At 39.2% G+C, this 21004-nt stretch carries 20 protein-coding genes and 1 pseudogene; 5 read left to right on the plus strand and 16 right to left on the minus strand.

What is annotated here, in order from left to right; translation table 11 throughout:
- Positions 1 to 23 precede the first annotated feature (23 nt).
- From RCG24_RS06135 to RCG24_RS06145, 3 genes are all read right to left on the minus strand, one after another.
- Entirely contained in the window at positions 24 to 476 is a 453-nt protein-coding gene (locus RCG24_RS06135) for a hypothetical protein (RefSeq protein ID WP_308078617.1), read from the minus strand.
- A gap of 100 nt (positions 477 to 576) precedes the next feature.
- On the minus strand, positions 577 to 1254 hold the full coding sequence (locus RCG24_RS06140; RefSeq protein WP_308078618.1) for a hypothetical protein: 678 nt from the start codon (positions 1252 to 1254) through the stop codon (positions 577 to 579).
- Positions 1255 to 1275: 21 nt separating this feature from the next.
- Entirely contained in the window at positions 1276 to 1806 is a 531-nt protein-coding gene (locus RCG24_RS06145) for a P-loop NTPase family protein (protein WP_308078619.1), read from the minus strand.
- Between the two features lie 266 nt (positions 1807 to 2072).
- On the opposite strand from RCG24_RS06145, the gene RCG24_RS06150 reads away from it, so the two are divergent.
- On the plus strand, positions 2073 to 2582 hold the full coding sequence (locus RCG24_RS06150) for a DUF456 domain-containing protein (protein WP_308078620.1): 510 nt from the start codon (positions 2073 to 2075) through the stop codon (positions 2580 to 2582).
- Positions 2583 to 2916: 334 nt separating this feature from the next.
- On the opposite strand, the gene RCG24_RS06155 is transcribed toward RCG24_RS06150, so the two are convergent.
- The 4 genes and pseudogenes from RCG24_RS06155 to RCG24_RS06170 form a co-directional block, all read right to left on the minus strand.
- Complete coding sequence (locus tag RCG24_RS06155; protein WP_308078621.1) at positions 2917 to 3393, minus strand: hypothetical protein; 477 nt, start codon at positions 3391 to 3393, stop codon at positions 2917 to 2919.
- Between the two features lie 290 nt (positions 3394 to 3683).
- Positions 3684 to 4139, minus strand: a pseudogene (locus tag RCG24_RS06160) (DUF1572 family protein); the annotation flags it as partial.
- An 83-nt stretch (positions 4140 to 4222) separates the two neighbouring features.
- On the minus strand, positions 4223 to 5482 hold the full coding sequence (locus tag RCG24_RS06165) for an RNA-guided endonuclease InsQ/TnpB family protein (protein WP_308078622.1): 1260 nt from the start codon (positions 5480 to 5482) through the stop codon (positions 4223 to 4225).
- A 467-nt stretch (positions 5483 to 5949) separates the two neighbouring features.
- Positions 5950 to 6093 carry a hypothetical protein gene (locus RCG24_RS06170; RefSeq protein WP_308078623.1) on the minus strand — a complete coding sequence of 48 codons (144 nt, stop codon included), beginning with the start codon at positions 6091 to 6093 and terminating at the stop codon, positions 5950 to 5952.
- Between the two features lie 443 nt (positions 6094 to 6536).
- Here RCG24_RS06170 and RCG24_RS06175 point away from each other — a divergent pair, with 443 nt between their 5' ends.
- Together RCG24_RS06175 and RCG24_RS06180 are read left to right on the plus strand one after the other, a co-directional pair.
- Positions 6537 to 6878, plus strand: a complete 342-nt coding sequence (locus RCG24_RS06175) for a hypothetical protein (RefSeq protein ID WP_308078624.1) — start codon at positions 6537 to 6539, stop codon at positions 6876 to 6878.
- 274 nt (positions 6879 to 7152) lie between these two features.
- Entirely contained in the window at positions 7153 to 7698 is a 546-nt protein-coding gene (locus tag RCG24_RS06180; RefSeq protein WP_308078625.1) for a hypothetical protein, read from the plus strand.
- Positions 7699 to 7803: 105 nt separating this feature from the next.
- On the opposite strand, the gene RCG24_RS06185 is transcribed toward RCG24_RS06180, so the two are convergent.
- Complete coding sequence (locus RCG24_RS06185) at positions 7804 to 7971, minus strand: hypothetical protein (RefSeq protein ID WP_308078626.1); 168 nt, start codon at positions 7969 to 7971, stop codon at positions 7804 to 7806.
- A gap of 135 nt (positions 7972 to 8106) precedes the next feature.
- Here RCG24_RS06185 and RCG24_RS06190 point away from each other — a divergent pair, with 135 nt between their 5' ends.
- Positions 8107 to 8652, plus strand: coding sequence for an undecaprenyl-diphosphatase (locus RCG24_RS06190; RefSeq protein ID WP_308078627.1), 546 nt, complete (start codon positions 8107 to 8109; stop codon positions 8650 to 8652).
- Between the two features lie 77 nt (positions 8653 to 8729).
- On the opposite strand, the gene RCG24_RS06195 is transcribed toward RCG24_RS06190, so the two are convergent.
- A complete protein-coding gene (locus RCG24_RS06195; RefSeq protein WP_308078628.1) occupies positions 8730 to 9500 on the minus strand; it encodes an alpha/beta fold hydrolase in 771 nt (256 codons plus the stop codon).
- Positions 9501 to 9872: 372 nt separating this feature from the next.
- Between RCG24_RS06195 and RCG24_RS06200 the strand changes: the two genes are divergently transcribed.
- Positions 9873 to 10325 (plus strand): ASCH domain-containing protein, encoded by a 453-nt coding sequence (locus RCG24_RS06200; protein ID WP_308078629.1) that lies wholly within the window; start codon positions 9873 to 9875, stop codon positions 10323 to 10325.
- A 912-nt stretch (positions 10326 to 11237) separates the two neighbouring features.
- Here RCG24_RS06200 and RCG24_RS06205 read toward each other — a convergent pair.
- The 7 genes from RCG24_RS06205 to abc-f form a co-directional block, all read right to left on the minus strand.
- Positions 11238 to 11693 (minus strand): hypothetical protein, encoded by a 456-nt coding sequence (locus tag RCG24_RS06205; protein ID WP_308078630.1) that lies wholly within the window; start codon positions 11691 to 11693, stop codon positions 11238 to 11240.
- Between the two features lie 3 nt (positions 11694 to 11696).
- The gene (locus RCG24_RS06210) at positions 11697 to 13724 is read right to left on the minus strand and encodes an AAA family ATPase (protein WP_308078631.1); all 2028 of its coding nucleotides are present in this window, start codon (positions 13722 to 13724) and stop codon (positions 11697 to 11699) included.
- The gene (locus tag RCG24_RS06215; protein WP_202654246.1) at positions 13721 to 13894 is read right to left on the minus strand and encodes a hypothetical protein; all 174 of its coding nucleotides are present in this window, start codon (positions 13892 to 13894) and stop codon (positions 13721 to 13723) included. Before RCG24_RS06215 ends, RCG24_RS06210 begins: the two co-directional genes overlap by 4 nt.
- Positions 13894 to 15255 carry a DEAD/DEAH box helicase family protein gene (locus RCG24_RS06220; protein ID WP_308078632.1) on the minus strand — a complete coding sequence of 454 codons (1362 nt, stop codon included), beginning with the start codon at positions 15253 to 15255 and terminating at the stop codon, positions 13894 to 13896. The genes RCG24_RS06215 and RCG24_RS06220 overlap by 1 nt, the downstream gene beginning before the upstream one ends.
- A complete protein-coding gene (locus tag RCG24_RS06225) occupies positions 15233 to 18943 on the minus strand; it encodes a sigma factor-like helix-turn-helix DNA-binding protein (RefSeq protein ID WP_308078633.1) in 3711 nt (1236 codons plus the stop codon). The genes RCG24_RS06220 and RCG24_RS06225 overlap by 23 nt, the downstream gene beginning before the upstream one ends.
- Positions 18944 to 19082: 139 nt before the next feature.
- Positions 19083 to 19325, minus strand: coding sequence for a hypothetical protein (locus tag RCG24_RS06230; protein ID WP_308078634.1), 243 nt, complete (start codon positions 19323 to 19325; stop codon positions 19083 to 19085).
- Positions 19326 to 19361: 36 nt separating this feature from the next.
- The gene (gene abc-f / locus RCG24_RS06235) at positions 19362 to 20990 is read right to left on the minus strand and encodes a ribosomal protection-like ABC-F family protein (protein WP_308079123.1); all 1629 of its coding nucleotides are present in this window, start codon (positions 20988 to 20990) and stop codon (positions 19362 to 19364) included.
- Between the last annotated feature and the right edge of the window lie 14 nt (positions 20991 to 21004).

Consider the following 21004-nt stretch of genomic DNA (forward strand, 5'->3'; position numbering starts at 1 on the left):
CGGTCCTGCAATAGACGGCCCCTTTAAGGGATCCAGCCTTTCTTATATTCGACCAATTCCACTGTGATTCCCTTAATTTTATCACTGGCAAATTGACTGTCCTCTCCCACAATGTATGGAGCATCAATTTTTAAGACGGCTCTGTCGATTTTGGGTTGTTTCTTTACATCACCAACAAGGATCAACACGTCTATTTGAAACCAAATGCCCCCTTCTCCATTGCTTTGGTCTGCCAACGGATGATAAACCATTCCTGCTTCCATTACCTTCAATGGCTTCACTTTGGAAAATTTCCTCTTATATTGGTCCTGAACAATTTTTTCTATCTTTGGCTCGATTAATGCCAAAAGAATATCTTCGGAAGTCATATACTTCGCATCTGATCCGGATATCGGTACATATGGTACAGATTCCGCCTGAGCAAAAGAGCTTGTTATGAGTAAAGAAAAAGACAGAAAAATTATAAGTTTTTTCAATTTATCACCCAATTTATTATTCGCTAATGATGTTATTATTTTCCAAGTTAGTAAAAAATATAAATAATGCCTTACCTTACTTCGGTTTTATGGCGGAATTTTATAATCTTTTCTTCTCGATCGCCAATTGCTGAACAAGCGAAGATAGTAATGTATTTAAAGGGTTCACGATTGTTTTAGATGTTTCCAACTCAACAAGTTGAGCTGCATGGACCATGGATAATTGGGCAACGGAAACATCCCTTTGTTCTTCTGTTATCATTCGCTTTAAACATCTGGAAATTTCTTGATTGTATTCTTCTATTCGTCCTTGCATTAATAATTCAAACATATTGTCCATCACCATAACCTTTAATTGGTGTAAAGATTTATGTTGTTTTTTTGCGTAATCTTGAAGTCGTTCCATTGTTCCTTTAACGGTTGCCGGATTGGTAAATAAAATAGATTGCGGCTGAGTGATATTACAAATGCATTCAAAGAACGGTTCATTTATTTTTAGAATTGGTATCGATATCGAAAGAGGTTCTTCCGCTAAAATCGCAATGTAGTTCGTACAAGTGATAAGGATGGCGTCGACATTGCATTGCGCAATCCATTCCATTTGTTCCGTTACTTTATTCTGTGCCGCTGATTCTTGAAAACGTTCATCAGCTGTAACCCGGTACATTAGTCCAGGGTCGACGAAATGGATTAATTCAACGTCATATGTAGCAAGAGTACTCTCTAGATATTCTATATTCGAATAATGCGCGTGTAAGCAGCCCAGTCTTTTTCCCATTTTCTTCCGCCTTTATTGTGATTACTCTATATCATTTTTCTTCATTTTAATATTCTCTAAATAATTGCGAATCTCTTGTTTACTCTTTAAAGTAACAATCTCTTTTTTTGATTCTAAAGATTGCAATCGTTCATTCATTATTCTTTTCCGCGGATAGTATGTCGTGCAAATAAATTTAATGAAGTCCCAGTCTAATTTTTCCTTGCATCCATCAGCCATGTCGGTTCTTGTTCTCCCTATGTTCAATAACCACCTCTTAACCACACGATACAAACAAACACGGAGTGGCAGTTCTAAATAAATAATGGTATCAGCACGTTCAGCGCGTATTTCAAAAGTACTGCTGTAATTTCCTTCGATAATCCATTGGCATTGGTTTACAAGATTTTGTTGGGTATTTGAAAATTCCTCTAGTGATGCTTCTATCCAATTTGGTTTCCAATAGAAAACGTCTAAATGATAGACATTAATATGAAGGTATTGCCCCAATTTTCGAGCAAATGTGGACTTCCCTGTACCTGGCGAAATCCCGATCACCATAATACGATCCATCAATGTCACACCTTTACAAATTTTTGGTATGGATACAGGAGCGATGAAAGCCAGTCGAAACTCTCAACCAAAACAGCTTGTCTACAAATTAACTCTTTTAATCGTCTTACTAGAATATCTGGTAATACTTCGCTAAATCATTGTAAAATCCTTTTTTTATCCATAAGCTCTTTTTGTAGGATTTTCCAAATTCCTTATTTGAATAAACTGACGCTTAACAGAATTTCTTGCTTTAACAAACGGAAAGCTTTATGATTTTCATAAAGTTGGAAATTTTTGAGGTGGTTGACATACTGGACATCATTTTATGGATGGCTATTATTGCTTGCTTTATCTTAAGTTTCGTTGGACTCGTATATCCGGTTATTCCCTCGGTTTTGCTGATTTGGCTTGGGGTAGGAATCTATCATTTTGCGATAAACCCAAATGAACTTTCCTGGATTTCATTCGTGATGCTTCTGTTATTGACAGTATTACTTTTCTTAGCTGATTATTTGGCAAACCTTCATTTCGTGGAAAAAGCTGGAGGTTCCGTTTTGGGAAAAAGAGTGGCAACACTTGGATTGATTATTGGCAGCTTCGTCATACCGCCGTTTGGTGTGGTCATTGTCCCGTTTGCCCTCGTGTTCATTGTGGAACTACTTCAGAAGAAACCACTGGCGGCATCGATAAAAGTGGCGGCAGCTGTGTTAATCGCCTTTCTAAGCGGGACGCTGGCAAAGGCGGTTGTTCAATTAATAATGATTATTGTTTTTTTATTGGATGTTATTTTTTAATAATAAATGTAGGGAAACCCGAAAATTATCCTATTTTCTCCCCTGATTAAGAGTCTTTAATATAGTTTTTATTGCGTTTAGGAAATTGGATTCACAATAAAGGATGGTTAAGACTATTAAATTACCTTATCATAAAACGTATGGGGTGAAAAAAATTGGGTATGAATTTTTTTATTTTGACATTTCCTTTATCGATTTCCCAACTGAAAAACCCCTGAATTTGGCTGAATTCAAGGGTTTTGTGTTGAAGTTGCTTCCTGGATTGGATGTAATGTAAACTTTTTAAAAAGAATCGTTAGAAATCGAGGAAAGTTGAGAAAACAAGAGAGTGATCTCAACTCTTATTTTCAAGACGAATCTCCTTAATCGTTTTATCTAGAGTTGATTGCTTTAGATGGAATCGAAAAAATAATGGTTCATGTTTTTGAAGTTCTGACAGATAAACGTTAGCATATGCGTCTATTATCGCAAATTCAGGTTCCTTTTGCAGGTCTTTGGTTTCACTTATTTTAGCTAGAAAATGGATATACTTTTTCGAACCAACTTTATAATTTAGGTCATGTTTTTTTAAATATTGATCCAGTAGTAGTTTTCCTTGACCAATAGTAAAAGTGTCAACCTCCGCGTCAGATAAATCCCCGCCTGACATTTTCGCCTTTTTAATAGCTATTTTTTGTTGAGTAGTTAACGCAAAATGGCTTGCATTTCTTTCTTCCTTGTTTTTATCAATCACTACGAAAATAACACCAATGATAACTACCGAACATAAAGCAATAACAAAATACTTTCTCGTAAGTTTTCTCCTTAACATCTTTAACTCCTTCAACACCTATCAAGATTACACGCCCCTTCTTCAAAGTAAAGGGACCGCTAACGCCCATATATTATACATAGTCGAGATAATTTATTTAGTCCGTTTAATGTGTAAAAGATGTTAAATTTTCACCAAAAAGGGACTGTCCAGAAAGTCTGTTTTTGAGTAAATAACACCGGAAATAAAAGCCCAAGAATGTCCGTAAAATCAACATCCGTGGGTTTTTCAATTTTAAATTTCGGGCTGAAAAACCATTTTTCGGACAGCCCCTTGTTTTTTTCCTGTTTCTAAGCTTTTGAGTTTTGATGTCTTTCCAGCATTTGGTTTAAAAATTTTTCGGACTGTCCTCTCGGAATGCTGAGGCTCTCCCATTGATCATTTTTTAGCATTTTGCCAATATACACAATCTGGCCAACATGAGAGGCATAATGGGCGACCTGGCGTTCAATGGCATCAAGTACTGTATGTCGTTCGCCGCGGATGTGTATTTCCTTTAATAAATCCTCTTCCGTTAAACTGGTTAAGGTTTGGAGGAAGGTTTCCCAGCCCTTTTCCCAAATGGCCATCAGCTCTGACATGGAAGTAATATTATCTACGAATTCATCATCACGATTGCGGGAATCCTTTTCCCCATCCGTTGTTAAAAAGTTGGTCCATCTTGAGATCATGTTACCGCTAAGGTGCTTAACAATGATCGCAACACTGTTCGATTCCGGATTATATTGCCAATGGATGTCCTCCTCTGTTGACTTCTCCCACGGCTAAAGCCGCAAACCCTACACCTTACGGTGTGACGGGGGGGATTCTTTGAAAGAAGGTTGGTATTCTAAGATACCCTTATTCTTAGTGGGCGAGCCAAACGCCCTCTAGCTTGTAGGATTGTACAATCCAGCAAGTTACTTTTTCGAAGGATATTTAAAGCACCGTTTATGTCGGCATTTAACTCATATCCAGTCGATGTACGATACAAACCACGCTTGATTCGTTTGCCACTGAAAGAGTATTCTGTTTCATTGGCCGGATTCCATTTTGGCAGTTCGTCATTATCAAAAAACGAAGCCTTGCTTGTATAGGATTCTTCCTGCTCTTTGTAGAAGATGCCATATCGTTCACAAAGATTGGAAAGCTGTTCTCGCAGACTTCCAAATGGAATCTGAGTAAATTGTTGATTATTCTTTTTACCGATGTTTATATTTCTTTTAAAATCTTCATTGTACCCAATCACGAGGTTTCCAATTTTGTTCTTTATGCAGTGGTTAATGATGATGCGAGCAGTTTTCTTGATATAGTCATTCACTTGGTTATTTCGTTTCACTGTTAGTAAGTCTATTTGTTTGGTGTATTTAGAGCCTTGCTTCATGGCAATAGACTGTAACCGTGCTTTTTCTTTGTTGTACAAACGGTTAATTGATTTAAGTTTTTTACCATCCACCAAAAAGGATGCCCCGTCTGTATCGACACAAGAAGCTAAGTTATTCAGTCCAATATCAATACTTAACGCTTTATGAAAGTCTAATTCCGCTTGTTCACAAGGTTGTTCATACACATACTGGATATGGAAAAATTGTCCGTTGTTCCGGGGAACAATCCGAACTTCCTTGATTTTCTTTCCTTCTAATCTTGAAGGAAAAGGAATGAGGATGTCTTCATACTCTGGATGTGATTTTTTGTAGGCATTGGAAACAGCCACACGAAAGAAACCATCTTTAACAGTAATGGCATTGGTTGAAAAAATGAGATTAAACAATCCATCTTTCTTCAAATATCCAGGCATTTTAATATCTTGAAAACGGTATTCGCCTTTCCTGGCTTTCTTGATTAGATTGAAAAAGCTTTTAAAGGAGCGATCCACAACTTTCAAAATCTGTTGAGATACGCCTGCTTGGAGCAGCTTATAGTTTTCATTTGTTTTGGCTACATGGTAATTGGCTTCATATTTTAGGAAGTTTTTCTCCACAAAGTAATGTTGGCGAATATTATATAGACCTACATTGTATAGGTTTTTTGCATACCAGCACATCTCTTTTAATTGTTGATATTGCTGTTTTGAAAGACCTCGAATTTGATTGCTTTGCGTTAAGAACATGTTTTCACCTCCTTGTCATATATTCATTATATAGCAAGGCTTGGTAAATGTGGATTAAATTTGTGTCTGTTTTCGGTCAATTGAGATAGCAGAAGCCATCCCTTGACTGACCTCGCTGTCATCCTACCCCTAAAGGGGGTGCTAACGCACCGTAGTGGGTTTTCTCGCTCGGAAAATTTTATAATTGGCTGATCGTTTTATCTCCCAGGCTTTTTACGCTTTTTAATCTTGCAATAACAATTTTTAAGTATTCACTTCCAATATTCATCCACCCGCCCCCCTCGAAAATTTTCTATAACGCTACTTTTTTTTGTTGTCATATGTATGGGCAATTTTACCACAAATTTAAAAGAAAGAAAATTCTTATTTCAAACAGAGGCCCTACCAAAACTGCTTTAAGCTGGATTAACAAAAAAAAGGATAGGTGATGGAAGCAGGGCTGCTTCGCGTTCAACTATCCTCTTCTTTCAATGGTTCCGTTGAGATTTATTTCTCACCTGATCATTCGGGGAATCGCCAGTTCCATTCTTACTTTTACTATTGGGCGTGCCATAAATTTGATTGTCATTGGTCACTTTGGTTCCCGTTAAAAAATCATCCTTTGTACTCATTTTTTACCTTTTATTAATTATACATTAATAAATCATGCATGTTGCAGAATACTCAAAAAACTGAAGTCATATTTTTTGCAATTTAGCTAAATCTCAGACCACCTATTCCTTTTCAATCCTAATAAGATTTGATGAAGTATCGGTAAGTATTCAAACTGACCTAAATTCAAAGATATATTGTAAAGGTCAAAATGCTTTTTTACTTATAAATAAGTAAAATCGACTATCATTTTTTATACCTATATATTCTGAGAATATTGAGACTTCATTTAAAACATGGGTTATATTTTTATCAGTATTATTCCCGGTTTTTTTAAATGTGGAAAAATTGTGAAAATATTTATAATTATTGTAAAATAAATTAAATAATATATTTACTATTTTGGAATTTTATAGTAAACTCAAATTAAAAATTTGTAAAGAAACATTTAAGAGTTTTACTAATGGCAGTTAGTGTTTTTTTTATTTCGTATTCCTTTGCAGCTGCAGGGTATGTAAATGACATTCTACCTTTTCATGTCTTTACAAGGGGTTCTACTGTAAATGCAACAAATGTATATGATTATAGTGCAACTGATGGAAATAAAGATGATCCAAACTTTAGTTTCCAAACGATTGAAATTTATGATGGTATTAAAGCGACTTATATTGCCGGACCAACAAGTGAAAAACTATTTTGGAATGACAATGGTTTCCAATATATGATTGGTGATAATTCTAAGAATGGTAAATCTGACTTTTATGGACCAACAAAACTAGCTGAAACTGCATTATCATTCCAATAAAATTTGAAATTATTTAGATTCAGGCAAACTACGAAAAGTCCTTTTAAAAATTTTTGAAGTTAACCTATTTTTTTCAGTAATCATAAGACTAACATTATTGTCAGGTAGAAAAAGTAAATGTTTTTCTACCTGACAATTCTGATATTACTGAACTTTTTTTACTAAGTTTCTTTTCTGAAAGATTAAGAATTTAAAGCGAATTATATATAAATGTTAGTGGAATGAAAATTAAAAATTAACTGAGTAAATTTAAAAATCTAAAGGGGGGAATTAGATGAAGAAAATAATTACTATATCAATTCTTATTTTATTGCTATTTACAGGCTGTACTTCTATTAAAACTGGAACTTTAGATACTTCAAAATTACAAAAAATTGAAATGAAAGATGTTTCGACTGATCAAAAGAAAAAAATGCCTATCACTTACCAAGCGCCATCAGTGAAAGTAGGATTGGATGCAATTCCTTTTAACATAAAATTGCCTATAAAACTACCTTTTGATGCGGCTCAATTTCAGCCGCCAATAATCAACGACATGGCCCATGATGGTAAAAAAATAATGGTTGAATTTAAAAATTTTTCCAGAAAGAGGAGCGAAAAAATTATATTAATAATTAATGTTATTAATGAGGATCTAAAAAATAATGACACTAATGCGGAAAAAATCGAACTAAAGAATCATATTACTTCAGATTATTTTAATAACTCTATATCCTTTAATGAAAACGGAATTTCTTATACGATCACTTATATAAATAAATATATTTCTAAAGAACAACATAAAAAGGAAATTACCGTAATTGCCAATCAAATGATTTGATTCCTTTCATAATCTTTTTTCCTTAAAATAAACCTCTCATTTCATTGGGAATATTCTCAATCATAAGACACACTCCTATTTTGTTGGTGTCAAGCGGGATGTTCACTATTTCAATTGTCCCGAAGATTCGTCATCACCGATGATTGTGGCGCCAATTTTCGGCTTAGCCGCTGGCTGGGACTTTTTTATATTCCTGTCAAACCCGGGCATCGTCGTACCTGTAGACATGAACGGCTGCTGCACGAGCTCATCAGCTTTTTCATTGTTATCCATTCGATCTCCCCTTTCTGCCTTTCCTATTATCTGTTAAGAAAACGAGAAACATACTATAAGGACCCCTCTATGCATATTCCCAAATCTTGCGCTTATACTAGAAATGGCGGTTAAAAAGAACAAGGAGACTTTTACATGAACGAGAGAATATTCAAAGCTATTAACCAATGTGCAGGAACATCCAGCTTGTTAGATTCCCTAATGATATTGATCTCAAAAAAAGCCCGATTTGTTTATCTTTTTGTCATTATCATCCTTTGGTTCCGGCGTACTGATGATAAAAGGATGACTGTAAATACGGGCTTTACCTTAGGGGTTACCTATATAATTTGCTTATTCATTAAGTCGTTCTTTTTTCGACCACGCCCTTTTTTAACCCGTGAAGTGAATTTATTACCGCCAGTTCCATCGGAAAAGGATTCAACCTTTCCTAGCAAACATACTTCGCTTGCTTTTGCTATGGCAGCTTCGGTATTTTGTTTTCACAAGGTGGCAGGGGTCTTTTTATGGCTGCTCTCGGTCATGGTGGGAGTTTCGCGAATCTGGATGGGTCAGCATTATCCGTCTGATATCGCCGGAAGTGCTATCATTGGAAAAATTGTGGCGTATATGGTTAAACGAACAGAATTGAGTTGGAAACCGTTGGTTAAACGCGCCCTTCAACCACTTAAGAACTTTTGATTTCTTGTCCTCTAAATAAACTTTAGGGATTATTCCTTGTTTTGGAATAATCCCTTTATTTTACAGACAATTTCTGTCTAATCTTGTATTTTCGTTGCAAATTCATCGATCACTTGATTTAATTCTTTTGCTGATTTAGTGGGAATTTGATGTTTTTCATCAATGATCCTTAATTGATTATTTGGCAGTTTTTCATGCAGAATCTTGGCATATCGGTGAAAGGCCTTATCTTTGTGCCCATAGACCAATAAAACCGGTAAATCAATGGTAGATAATTGCTGGGTACAATTATAATGCAAACTATATTGACAGTATTGGGCAATATTTCGTGCATTGCCCTTTAATGATTCTCGGTACATTTTTTTAAATATCTCTTTCGAATTCGAGTTTCCCCACGAAATCGCCAAGGCCAGCAGCCTTTTTGCCCTTACTTTTGAAAGAAAAGTTGCTATAGAAATCCTTTTTTCGTTATAAAAATCCCTTACCTCGGACATTCCGCTAATAATAACTCCACCCAAAGCCCGTTCTCTCTGTGTCAGCAAACAATCCAACACGATAGACCCTCCCGTCGAATAGCCGCAAAAAATAGCTTTTTCTAGTTGAAGATGGTCTAAAAGCTGGATGATATCATTCACGATCATCCGATAAGTGATGGGTTCCTCAGAAAAGCCGCTCCGCCCATGACCTCGGACATCAAACGTAATGACCTTATATTTTTGCGACAAGCCTTCCGCTTGGTATGTAAAATTGGAACTTGTGAGTAGCGGTGGATGAATAAACACAAGTGGCGTACCCTCGCCATTAACCCTGTAGTATATTCCGCCCCCGACTCTATCTAATAGTGGCATCAAAATCCCCCATTCATATGGCAACTATCATTCCCTGTCAGACATCATTATTTTCACACAACTTATCAGTATTATTCGATTGATCTTGACCTTTTATATATAAAAGGAGCCGGCCTAACAGAGTCCAACCTCTTACTTAGTTCTTTCGGTAACCATACATATTTTTTCAAAAAAATTAATCCACTTGAAGGGAATTTACACCTTTTAATCTAATTAAATAAATAGGAAAATTGGAGGGATAAAAATGTCGCTTTCTGTTGAACTAACAAGGTTTAGAGTGAAACAAGGGAAAACTGAAGTCATCATGATTCAAGAAAATATTCGTAAGCTTATGAAATAGTTTTATTTTAATATCGGAAAAAGGAGACGAATATGAATCAGGCAGCGCAATTGTATTGGAATAAATATTGGGAAAGCCGTGGGCGGGAAAAACCAAAATCGGTAAGTTCATGGCAATTTGGTGATGACCCCGATTACTTAGCAAAATTAGTTATTGATGGGGTGAAAACTGCTACTTGCTCCGGACTTATTTTTTACGAAAAGGAAAATGAACCACTACCTTCCGTTGGTGATTATAGCGTCATCTTAAACAGTAAGGATGAGCCGCTGGCAATTATTAAAACCGTTGAGGTGAAAAAAATGCCAATGAACGAGGTTTCCGAGGATTTTGCTATTGCGGAGGGTGAAGGAGACCGAACCTACCGTTATTGGAAAGAGACACATATACAATTTTTTACCAAGGAGTTACATGAGTTGGGGCTTGAGTTTTCGGAAGACATGATCTTGGTGTGCGAGCGATTTATATTAATTGATGTGAGAAAATGATCAAAATGTTTGACGTGATCTATACGTTTTAATTAGTTTTTGTTCCCCACCCTGAATTTGATTCAACATTGAACGATTGGAGTACCGCAATTTGACAGTTGCCAACGTTGTTGGGGTTTGCTATGCGAATTGGCTTGTAATCTGGACTTGGAAAATAGGGCGGTTTGTTCCCTCATGGAGGTGATGAAGGACAAAACAGCATGAGAAAATTGCCAAACTGTCCTTCATAGTGTTTATGAAGGACAAATCAACATGCAAAATCAGCCTAACTGTCCTTCATAAGTGTGATGAAGGACAAATCAGCATGCGATATCTGCCTAACTGTCCTTCATAAGTGTGATGAAGGACAAATCAACATGCAAAATCAGCCTAACTGTCCTTCATAAGTGTGATGAAGGACAAATCAACATGCAAAATCAGCCTAACTGTCCTTCATAAGTGTGATGAAGGACAAATCAGCATGCGATATCTGCCTAACTGTCCTTCATAAGTGTGATGAAGGACAAATCAACATGCGATATCTGCCTAACTGTCCTTCATAAGTGTGATGAAGGACAAAACAGCATGAGAAAATTGCCAAACTGTCCTTCATAAGTGTGATGAAGGACAAATCAACATGCAAAATCAGCCTAACTGTCCTTCATAAGTGTGATGAAGGACAAATCAACATGCAAAATCAGCCTAACTGTCCTTCATAGTGTTTATGAAGGACAAATCAACATGCAAAATCAGCCAAACTGTCCTTCATAGTGTTTATGAAGGACAAATCAACATGGAAAAAGGATCATTCTGTCCTTCATCAGAGGGATGAAGGGAAAAACAGCAGGCAAAGGATGAACCGCCCTAAAAGTAGGTATTTTTTATTGTAAGATCAAATCATAACCACCCATTGAAAGATGGTTATGATTGTTTTTAAAATGGTACCTCACAAGAATCCGCATATACATAGCTTAATAAATCCACTTCATATTCCGTATAGGTTTCATCGAGCTTGTGGCCGTCCCAGCGGTGGCCGAATACTTCCTCGACGAGAATCTCCATACCGCCCTCAGCGTACTCTTCAAGACGCTTTCTTGCTTTCTTCGGAAACTCATCATCTTCATCAAATGCCTCAATATTTCTGCCCAGTTCTTCATCACTTAAAATGATCGAATAGACCGTGGCCTTTTGCCGAGTGTTCAGGTAGTTCGTCCTGAGCTCCCGGCCGCGCTCGCCGAGACTCCGTTTGCGGTTCTTTTTAAAGCCCAGAGTGGCACATAATAAAAATAAGTCCTGGTATTTGATTTCGTATTTTTGATTTAAGTGAAAATAGATTTCTTCGTATTTTTTGCTCGTGTAGAGCAAGGCTTGTCCAGCTAGAAAGTCCATGGTTTACCCCCTCGTTGCCATTGTTTCAGTGATTGCCAGCGGTACAATTTCCGAATGTCCTGGTTTGATTTGTTCCAGCTTGTACCATTTGCCGAGTTTACCGGTGCTCTTGAAGCGGATTTCTTCCGTTCTGGAGAGCTCGGTATCGGTTAACAGTAGGACCCACTGTGAAGTTAGATTTGGAATGTTGTCGATCAAATGATCGCGGTTGTTTCCGCTGATGCGGCCAAACGGAGTGTCCATGAATAATGGGAAATCAATATCGCTTGAGCCGCCCGCAGCCACTTTTGCCAGCGACGCAATAAACGATAAGGCGACCACTTGGCGCTGTCCTTGGGAAACATCCTGGGTGATGTGAATATTGTCCCAGTTTAAAATATCAATCTCATATTTTTCATTGATATTAACGTTTTTCACCAGTTCCTTGTCTTTGCGGTCAATCAGCACCTTAAAGATCTCGGTCGTTTCCTTTGTTAATTTCTGGCGCATTTCATCGCTGTATTCTTTAAAGACCCGTTCGAAATGGTCCTTAAGGGTTTCAATATATTGGAGGATTTTCGAATCGATTCGCAGGCTTTCATTCTCCCGCAGCATCCGGCTGAAATCTTTCTCCAATGCTTCCTTCTTCTTCTCGTTTTCGCCAATCCGGAATTGGAGGTCGCGAAGTTCATCCTCTAGCGCCTTCAGATAGGCCTTTTTCTCATTCAAAGTGACTTCAAGCTGGCGTAAGTTCTCCTGTTCCTGGGCCTTCTGTTGAATTTCGCCGCTGTATTTATCAATCTCGCGGTTAATGCCTTCCATTTCATCTTTGATTTCTCTAAAATCACGCAACTTGCAGTCGATCGACTTCATGATTGTTTCTTCTTCGAGTGAAAAATCATGAATGCTCGAGGCAATTTGCGAAATTAATGGTGTTAATTCCGATCGTTTGAAATTGTTTTTCAATAATTCCAGCTGATGCAGGTTTTCCTTGTGCACATGCAAATCATTTCCACAGCAGGCACAGACCATGTCGTTCAATGATTTTTCAATCACCTCAATCGGCACCAGGTCCTTTTGGTCGACGAGGATTTGATCAAGATAATTTTTCGTCGAGACATACGTATCCTTCATCAGTAAATGAAAGGCGTTGTTAACAAGTTCGCCTTTTATTTCGTTCTTTTTATCCTTGGCCAGACGGACATGCAGGGCCTTCTTTTCTTTTTCGACACGCAGTTTTTCTTGGATCCGTTTGACCCCTTCGTTTTCAGCCAGCTGGTTTTCGATCCGTTCAATCTCAATCGCGCAGGAAGTTTTGTTATCCTCTTTTAGCTGAACGCGCTCCTGCATGCCGACGATTTCATCGGTAAGCGCGTCGATCTCATTTTGTTTGTTCGTTAAATCAAGGTTTTTTGAAGAGGAGAGAACGCGCCTTTTTTCAGCCATGTACAGCTTTTTCAATAGATTAATCGCTGCTTCGAGTTTGTCAATTTGCAGCAGCTTGACAATTCCGTTTTTCACTTCCTCTTTCACCTTGGCGTCTGTTTTCGCGAGCGTTTCAATTTTTTCGGCATCGAACAGGAAGAAGTCCTTGATGCTTTCATCCAAAATGTTGTTGATGATCGTTTTGATCTCTGTCTCATCGGTAATCGGTTCAGCCGAATAGTTTCCGTTATCATCAATAACCGTTAATTCGGCACCAATGATTTTTTCGGTGATGACGTCACCAGTTTTGTAGCCCCGGGCCAATCGTTTAATCACGTATTTTTGGCCGCGGTGTTCGAACATCAGCTGTACCGAGGTATCAACCGGCATATTCGGGTTTTCTTCCAGCGCTAGGAAGTTGACGAGGTGAATCTTCTCCTTCGGGTTATCCTGCTGGATATGGGTGCTCCCATACAAGCCAAACATTAAGGCTCGAAAAATCCCGGTTTTCCCTTTGCCGTTTTCCCCAAAAATGATCGTGATATTTTCATTGCCGCTGGCAAACTCGATTTTCTGTACTCCATAAAATTGGCGGAAGTTTTGTAAGGTGATTTCGATCAGCTTCATTTATCTTCCTCCTCCAACACTAGCTCGCGGATTTCCTCTCGGATCATTTCTTCAATGGCCGCATTGGAACGCTTGCCAGCCTCCAGCTCTTTTAAAAGCAATCTAGCAATATAGGATAGATCTCCTGGAAACTCGTTGATTTTTTTCTCTAAATCCTTATGAATGTTCATTAAATAGCCCCCAAATTTTCTTTAAATTCGTAGTAGACTTCCCATGGAAGCTTATCCATTAGATACTCCAAGGAATAGGATCGCAGGTATTTGCCGACAATTTCCCTAGCGTTAAAGTTATTGATCGCAAACCGGGAAAACTCGGCAAATCGGGGAAGCTCCTTTGAAGCAATCGATTTATATAACTGATCTCCCGCCTCAGATGGCAGGACGATAAAATCATAGATTTCGGCGATATTTTTTCCTGGATAGGTTCGTAAAATCCGCCCGCGCCGCTGGACAAATTCCCTTGGGTTAGAGGTGCTGGCGAGAAAATAGGCGGTTTTCGTGCTCGGTACATCAACGCCTTCATCCAAACATTTAATCGCCACGAGAATTTGAATCGCGCCGTCAGCGAACGATTTTAAAAGCTGCATTCTGTCCGCCAGGTTAACCTTGGAATCAAAGCGATGAACCCGGTAGCCGAGGCTTGCGAGATTTTTCGTGATTTCGTCGACTTCCCCCGGCGCACAGTAGACAAGTGTATGGGACACGTCCTCACGTACCTGTTCGCGAAAAATCGAATAAAGCAGTGCTTTCTTATTTTCTGCTTTGCTTAAAATCAGGGCCCGTTTGCGGTTCAACTCCCTGATTTCCTCCGGGTCTGGGTGATCGGAACCGTAAAGATGGATCAGCCTTTTGGTCAATCGTTCATAGCGCTCCAGCTCATCATCGGTTAAGTTAATAATAAACGGATGATAGGTGTATTCTGTGAGCGCCCCCGTTTGAATCGCCGTTTTCATGTCATATTCATATACGGTCTCACCAAAGAATTCCGTGATGAACTTGGTCCCTTCTTCATCCCACCAGCGGTCCGGGGTCGCTGATAAGCCTAGTTTCGCTTCCATTCCACCAAGCCGGTGGCCGCGCAGGCTGGAAATTCCAAAATAATGGCATTCATCGGCAATCAGGAAGCTTTTTCCTTTGATTTTTTCGATTAACAGGTTGAATTCTTCCGCAGCAGCCGAGCGATAGGTTGTAATCACCACATGCTTATAGATAATCCCAAGGTTAAAATCGCGTACATCGGTCTGTAGCTTTCCCGTCCATGACTGTTTGTTTCCGAAACAAAGCGTAAAGCTGGTAAAGCCTAATTTGCGGCAGCTCTCTTCCCATTGCTCGACGAGATGGGTAAACGGCACGATGATCGTCAGAAAGATCCGCCCCTTTTCCCGGTAAAACTCATTAGCGATCATTAGGCTTGTAATTGTTTTTCCGGTGCCGGTTGCCATTTCCAGGATGCCCGACCAATTGTTCTGTTTCACCGCAGCTATCGCCGCTTCCTGGTAGGGCCGCGGTTTAATTTCTTGCTGTTGCGCCATTTGCCATCTCCTGCCTTAAAGAAACATAGCCGATTTCATCAAACTGCAGTTTCTCACTTTGCTTAATTTCATACGGTAACACTTTTTTGTACATATGGTCCTGCTTCCGGACAATCCCTTTTTCCATCAGATAATCATAGATGGAAATTTCATGCATATTGCCTTGATATTCGTTTTCCAAAACATAGACAATTAAATCTTCCAACGTTTCAATTGGACTGTCATCCCTGACAATAATGATCATGTCATAGCGATAATCAGTAAAGAGCTTTTTCACCTGGCGGTAGCCGCAGCGCTGCAGCACACTCTTTAGCAGATAAGGGTTCCAATGATGCCCGATATATGGCAACTTGCGCCGGTATCCTTTTAGAGTGCTGAGTGATAGGTAGGCTTGCGTACCGATTTCTTTGTCGACATACGCCTTAATTTCCGCAAGTGTTGCTTCATCGATTTCCAGCATCGCCGCCGGATACAGCTGGTCAAAATCGATTTCAAGGAACACTCCCTGATCCAGGAGCCGTTTCAGAAAAGTAGAAACCATCATTTCTTTGTAGCCATATTCAAAGGCAAAATCGCGGATTTCCTGTCTGGATGTCTCGCCGGTAAAATGGGCGGCAATGACTTTTTCAAAGCTATCAAACTCGTAACCGTCAAGATACAAGAAATTGGAATGGCCTTTGACATTCGGTTTAAAGAATTTGATAATTGACGCGAGTTTATTCACTTCATCAATGCCTTTATCACGCAAAATCGCCGATAGTTTCTGGTCAAACATCATTTCCTTAAACATAAACCCTGCCGTCGAAAAGCCGTTCTTAAACGCTTGATCGAAATAATTGACCAATAATCGTTTTTCGTCGTTACGGAACTTTAATTTTTCAAATAAAATCGCTTGATTGTTGCCCCAAGCAAGAATTTGAAAAGAAGCGGAAATCGCCAGATCGACTTTATACTGTGGTTTGATGACCTCTAATAGCTCCTCTCTGGTACAAATGCCGTTATGGCTTTTCATATAGGCAACGAGCCGGTCTTCAATGCTCTGTTTCGATGCTTCATTCTTGAAAATGTTTAGCGTATTGCCTTGGCCAATCGTATACTTATCATCCAGATAGTAGCGGATTAAGGAATACAGATGTAATTTTGTTCCAATTCCTAATCTTTCGAGCTTAGGCTGGAATGTCTCGTATACTTCCTGGACATTAATGACATCCTTAAGGCTGAATCCTTCATTTAAATATTCCTCGATCTCCGAAATCAAGGACGTGTCAAAATTTTTACTATCAAAATACTGGAAGGTAGAGCGGTCAACAAGCAGCACGTTCTCGGCATCGCGAATTCTCGCATCGATTGCCCGGACTGAGCTGCCAAACTCAAAATCAAGATGGCGCTTCGCCAGATTTTCGAGGATCTCGACCCCTTCTTCATCAATCCTTAGTGCTCCATGAATATAATGCTTGAATAGGTACGTAAACACTTCGTTCATCGATAACTTATGACGGGAATAGACTTCGCCGAATCTAACATATCCGCCAGCCTCTATCATCGCTTGAATGAGTTCAGAAGTTGGTTCTTCAATGCCAATCGACTCCAGCAATTCCTCGAAAGATGGCTGATGCTCGTAGAAATGGAATATTTCCGGTAATTCATTCATGAAATCATCCACAGCTTTAAAGTCAATTTTTCCATTACCCTCAAAGAAAAAGACGTCGAGATTATTGTAAATCTGAAATTGCAGCTGTTCCTGTTTGATTAAATTGACCAAGAAACCATTTTCCGCGCCAATGATATCTAATAGTTCCTGCTTTGTTACAAATGATTTCGACTTGGAAACTAAGCCGATCACCGTTGAAAACTGGTTTCTGCCCAAATAGCCCGAGATTTTTCTCACTTGTTTTTTCAGGATCTGCCTTATTCTCTCGCGGGTGACACCAACATGAGTCCCGATTTCCTCAAGCGTTTCCAAGTTTTGATAACGGTGCAGGACTATATCAAAATCTCTTTCTGTCAGCATCGCTTTGATATTAGCGGCAACATCTTTCGGATGAACAATATTTTTCAGTCTGAGTGACATATCAAATAAAAGATGCGGCTCGACTTCATCCTTCAATTGGGCAATATCTTTTCCTTCGATTTCCTTCATGTTCAACTGGGGATTGGTATTGGATTGGTAACCAAAAAAGCTCAGTACTTCACTGACTGGCAGATCCATGATCAGTTCATATATAGCACCTGATTCGAAATATTTAGGCTGCGAGTCAGCTGAGTCGATATAATGACTGAGGGCGGTTTTTACCTCTTCATATCGTTTCTTTCCAACCCCTTCAAGAGATTTGAAAACTTCAAGATGGTGGGTCTGGATTTCGCCAACGGTTTGGATCCCCTGCTCCGCGCAGAAATTGCGAAATGATTTATATTTATTCTCGATAAAAAAGGTGCTGATATCAATGGAGGCCGCAGCCGAATTAATTTTTAACGGCGCTGTGGGCAGGCCAATCACTTTATTTAAGCGTTGTTTGACCGCTTCTACCTTGGCAACGCCTACTCCTCGCATTTCACCATACTGCTCTAAGTCTTTTTCCGTCAGCGCGAAAACAGTTTCGATTTTTTTCATTTTGCAATATTTAAGAAACGAACGAAAAAGGTTTTCTGAAAAAACTTCCTCTACTAAAAGCAGCTTTTCGTTGTCATTGGCAGCGGCGTTCTGTGTTTTCAATTCAGGCAGATATTCTGCAACCCGCTTTTTCACCGCTTCGACTTTGCCGATGCCAACACCATTGGTTCTGCTATAGTTTAAATAATGTAAACTTGTCAACTCGTGAATCGAATTAATTTTATTTTTTTTGCAGAAGTCACGAAAAGTACGGAAGATCCCTTCTGGAAAAACCTCATGAATCGCGACTTTTCCTGATTCCGCAGTGTTTGGACTGACTTGAACGCCGATATCAGAGCTTTTTTTGTTTTGGAAATACTTCACCCTGCTTTTCACCGCTTCAAGTTTAGTACCTCCAACTCCCGGATAATACCAATATTCTTCGAAATGCTTATCGGTAATTTCGTCAATTGTCTGAATGCCGTTCTTTTGGCAAAACTCCCGAAACGTCCGGTATTTGTGGTCAGCAAAAACGATTTCAATCAAATGGTCTTCCTCGTTTTTGGAATGGGCTTCTGTTAATTCATTCATGCTGCCGGTGGGTTTGTTATTTTCTTCTGCCTTCTCCTCGGCCCAGTGAGCGATCGTAAATCCAGCCTGCTCAAGTTCCTCCCGAAGCAGTGAAATCTCAACACTATTGTTGATTCGTCTAAACCCAGCTAACGGGATTAGATGAAAAAAGGTATCTCCTTGAACATGAAAACGATGGAGGAATCCTGTCATTCCTAGTTTTTGTAAGTTCAAATTCCGATAACGGCCAAGATCTTCCGGTGCAATGATATAGTTTTCAAACGAAACAGCACCGGAGGGAATGATATTATTCGTTTTTTCAGTCGAAAAATAAAAGCCCCTTAATGCTAATTCGTCAATGATGGTAAAAAAGGTGGGTTTATCCTTTACATATATAGCTCTTAAGCTATCGAGGGAGAACTGAGAATCATTTAATTTTTCCAATCTCATTAAATAGTTCTTCAAGTCCCCTTTTCCCATTTGATTCAATGACTTGATAACGGGAGGAAGTTGGAAATAGTCTGTCATAGTTGCCCTCCATAAACCTATTTACAAATTTACTATATTAATATAATACAATAATATATTTCGATGGTCGAGGTATAGAGGTAAAGGCTAAAATTTCATTTCGATATGCCTTACGAAAAAACGGCATGAAAGCTGTTTTTCATGCCGTTTCTCCTCGATAATTAGTTGAAGAAAAGCTCAGACTTTGGATGTACCTCCAATTCGTTTTGGGGTCTGTTTCTTTGTTCATTAGTTTGATGACATGCTCCTTCGGACTCCAGCAGTTAAATTGATAGTTCGTTTTGGTTTCATAACCGAGCCGGCCGCAAACATATTTCATTCCTTTTGGAGTTTTTTCGGGCTTAAAGTGACGGCAGGTTGCACAACAATGGAAATCTTTCATTAAATGATTCTCCTTTGGTTCAACATCAGACAAATTTTAAGAATTCAATTCCCGGAGTTCTTGGATAATTTCATTAAACCGTTGATCCAGCTTGGCATAGGTTTCGTCTTTTGCTGTTAACAGGCTTAGTTTGCCCAGGATCTCCTGTTGTTCGTTTTCCAGCTGCATTCGACGAATGGCAGCATCGTCAGCAGCGGCATTTTCGATAATAGGTGTCCTCACTTGTTTATTTTCAATGATCCATTTTTTGTCTGTTATTTTTTCTAAAAAATAGCGGTCATGGGATACGACCAGGACTGTACCGTCATACTCAGAAAGTGTTTGCTCCAGCTGCTCCCGTGATGGTAAGTCTAAATGGTTGGTTGGCTCATCCAGGATTAATAGATCCTTGGCCTCGAGAATATATTGCATCAGCTTGCATTTGACCCGTTCGCCCATGCTCATATTTTTGATCGGCTGCGTCCATTGGGTTGCGGTGAAACCCAGATGTTTCATGATATTTTGCACTTTTCCCCGCCCGGCAAACGTTTCCTGATAGAAAAATTGTTCCGGTGTTTGCTCCAGCGGCAGGTCAAATACTTCTTGAGTTAAATAGCCAATTTTGGCAGTCGGGGACACCCAAATGGATCCTTCAGCATGCTCTTTACCCATTAAAATATTCAGCAGCGTGGTTTTACCGCTGCCATTCGGTCCTGTTAAGGCAATCTTCTCCCCTGATTGAATCGTTAAATTTACCCGTTCAAACAGCAGCTCCGTACCGAAACCTTTTCGCAAATCCTTGACTTCGAGCAGGCGCTTTCCCTTTTTGGGATTGGGAGGCAATGAAAATTGAACCGTATATTCAGGGGTTAACTGCTCCACCTTGGCTTTCTCAAGTTCCTTTTCCAACCGTTTTCGTTTTGATTTCACTTGGGCATCCAGCTTTTTTGCCTTTACGCGGAAGTATTCTTTAAACCCTTCTTGCTTCGTTGATTGCTGATGGGCCTTTTCGGACCAGGAGGAAAGGTTGTGGATCTGGTGCTCCACTTGTTTTATCCGCTTTTGCTGAAGGTCATAGGCATGCTGCTGTGCCTGACGCTGTTCATGACGGAACGCCTTATAGGCAGAATAATTCCCCGCAAACTCGATGATCTTTTGATCTTCAATGGACCAAATCTTTGTAGCTGCTTGGTCTAAAAAGTAACGATCATGGGAAGCCATGATGACGGTTCCGTTATATTTCTCGATGAGATTAATTAATTGAGACATCGCTGCCTCGTCTAAGTGGTTAGTTGGCTCATCCAGGAGCAAAATATCCGTATCTACAGAAAAACCTTTGGCCAGTCGGGCCTTTAGCTTTTCACCACCGCTTAAAAATTTATATTCCGTATTTGGTACAGAAAGCTTAGTCAATAATTCTTTTTCATACTGGGTAATGTTTGTATTTATAAAATCAGTCTGCTCCTGCAAGACATACTCTACCTGCAAGTCTTGTTTCCACTCCAGAGAACCAGATTCAGGGATCAGCCCCCCTGCAATGATTTGTAAAAGGGTTGATTTCCCGGCGCCATTTTTCCCGATCACCCCAATTACTTCATTACTTTTGATGTGTAAAGCCGCAGCCTCAAAAAGGGCTGTGCTTTCAATGGTAAATTTCAAATTTTGTATATTGAGCCACTCTCTCATGCAAATCCCCGCTT

Source organism: Neobacillus sp. OS1-32 (genome assembly GCF_030915425.1).
GTDB classification, from domain to species: domain Bacteria; phylum Bacillota; class Bacilli; order Bacillales; family Cytobacillaceae; genus Neobacillus; species Neobacillus paridis.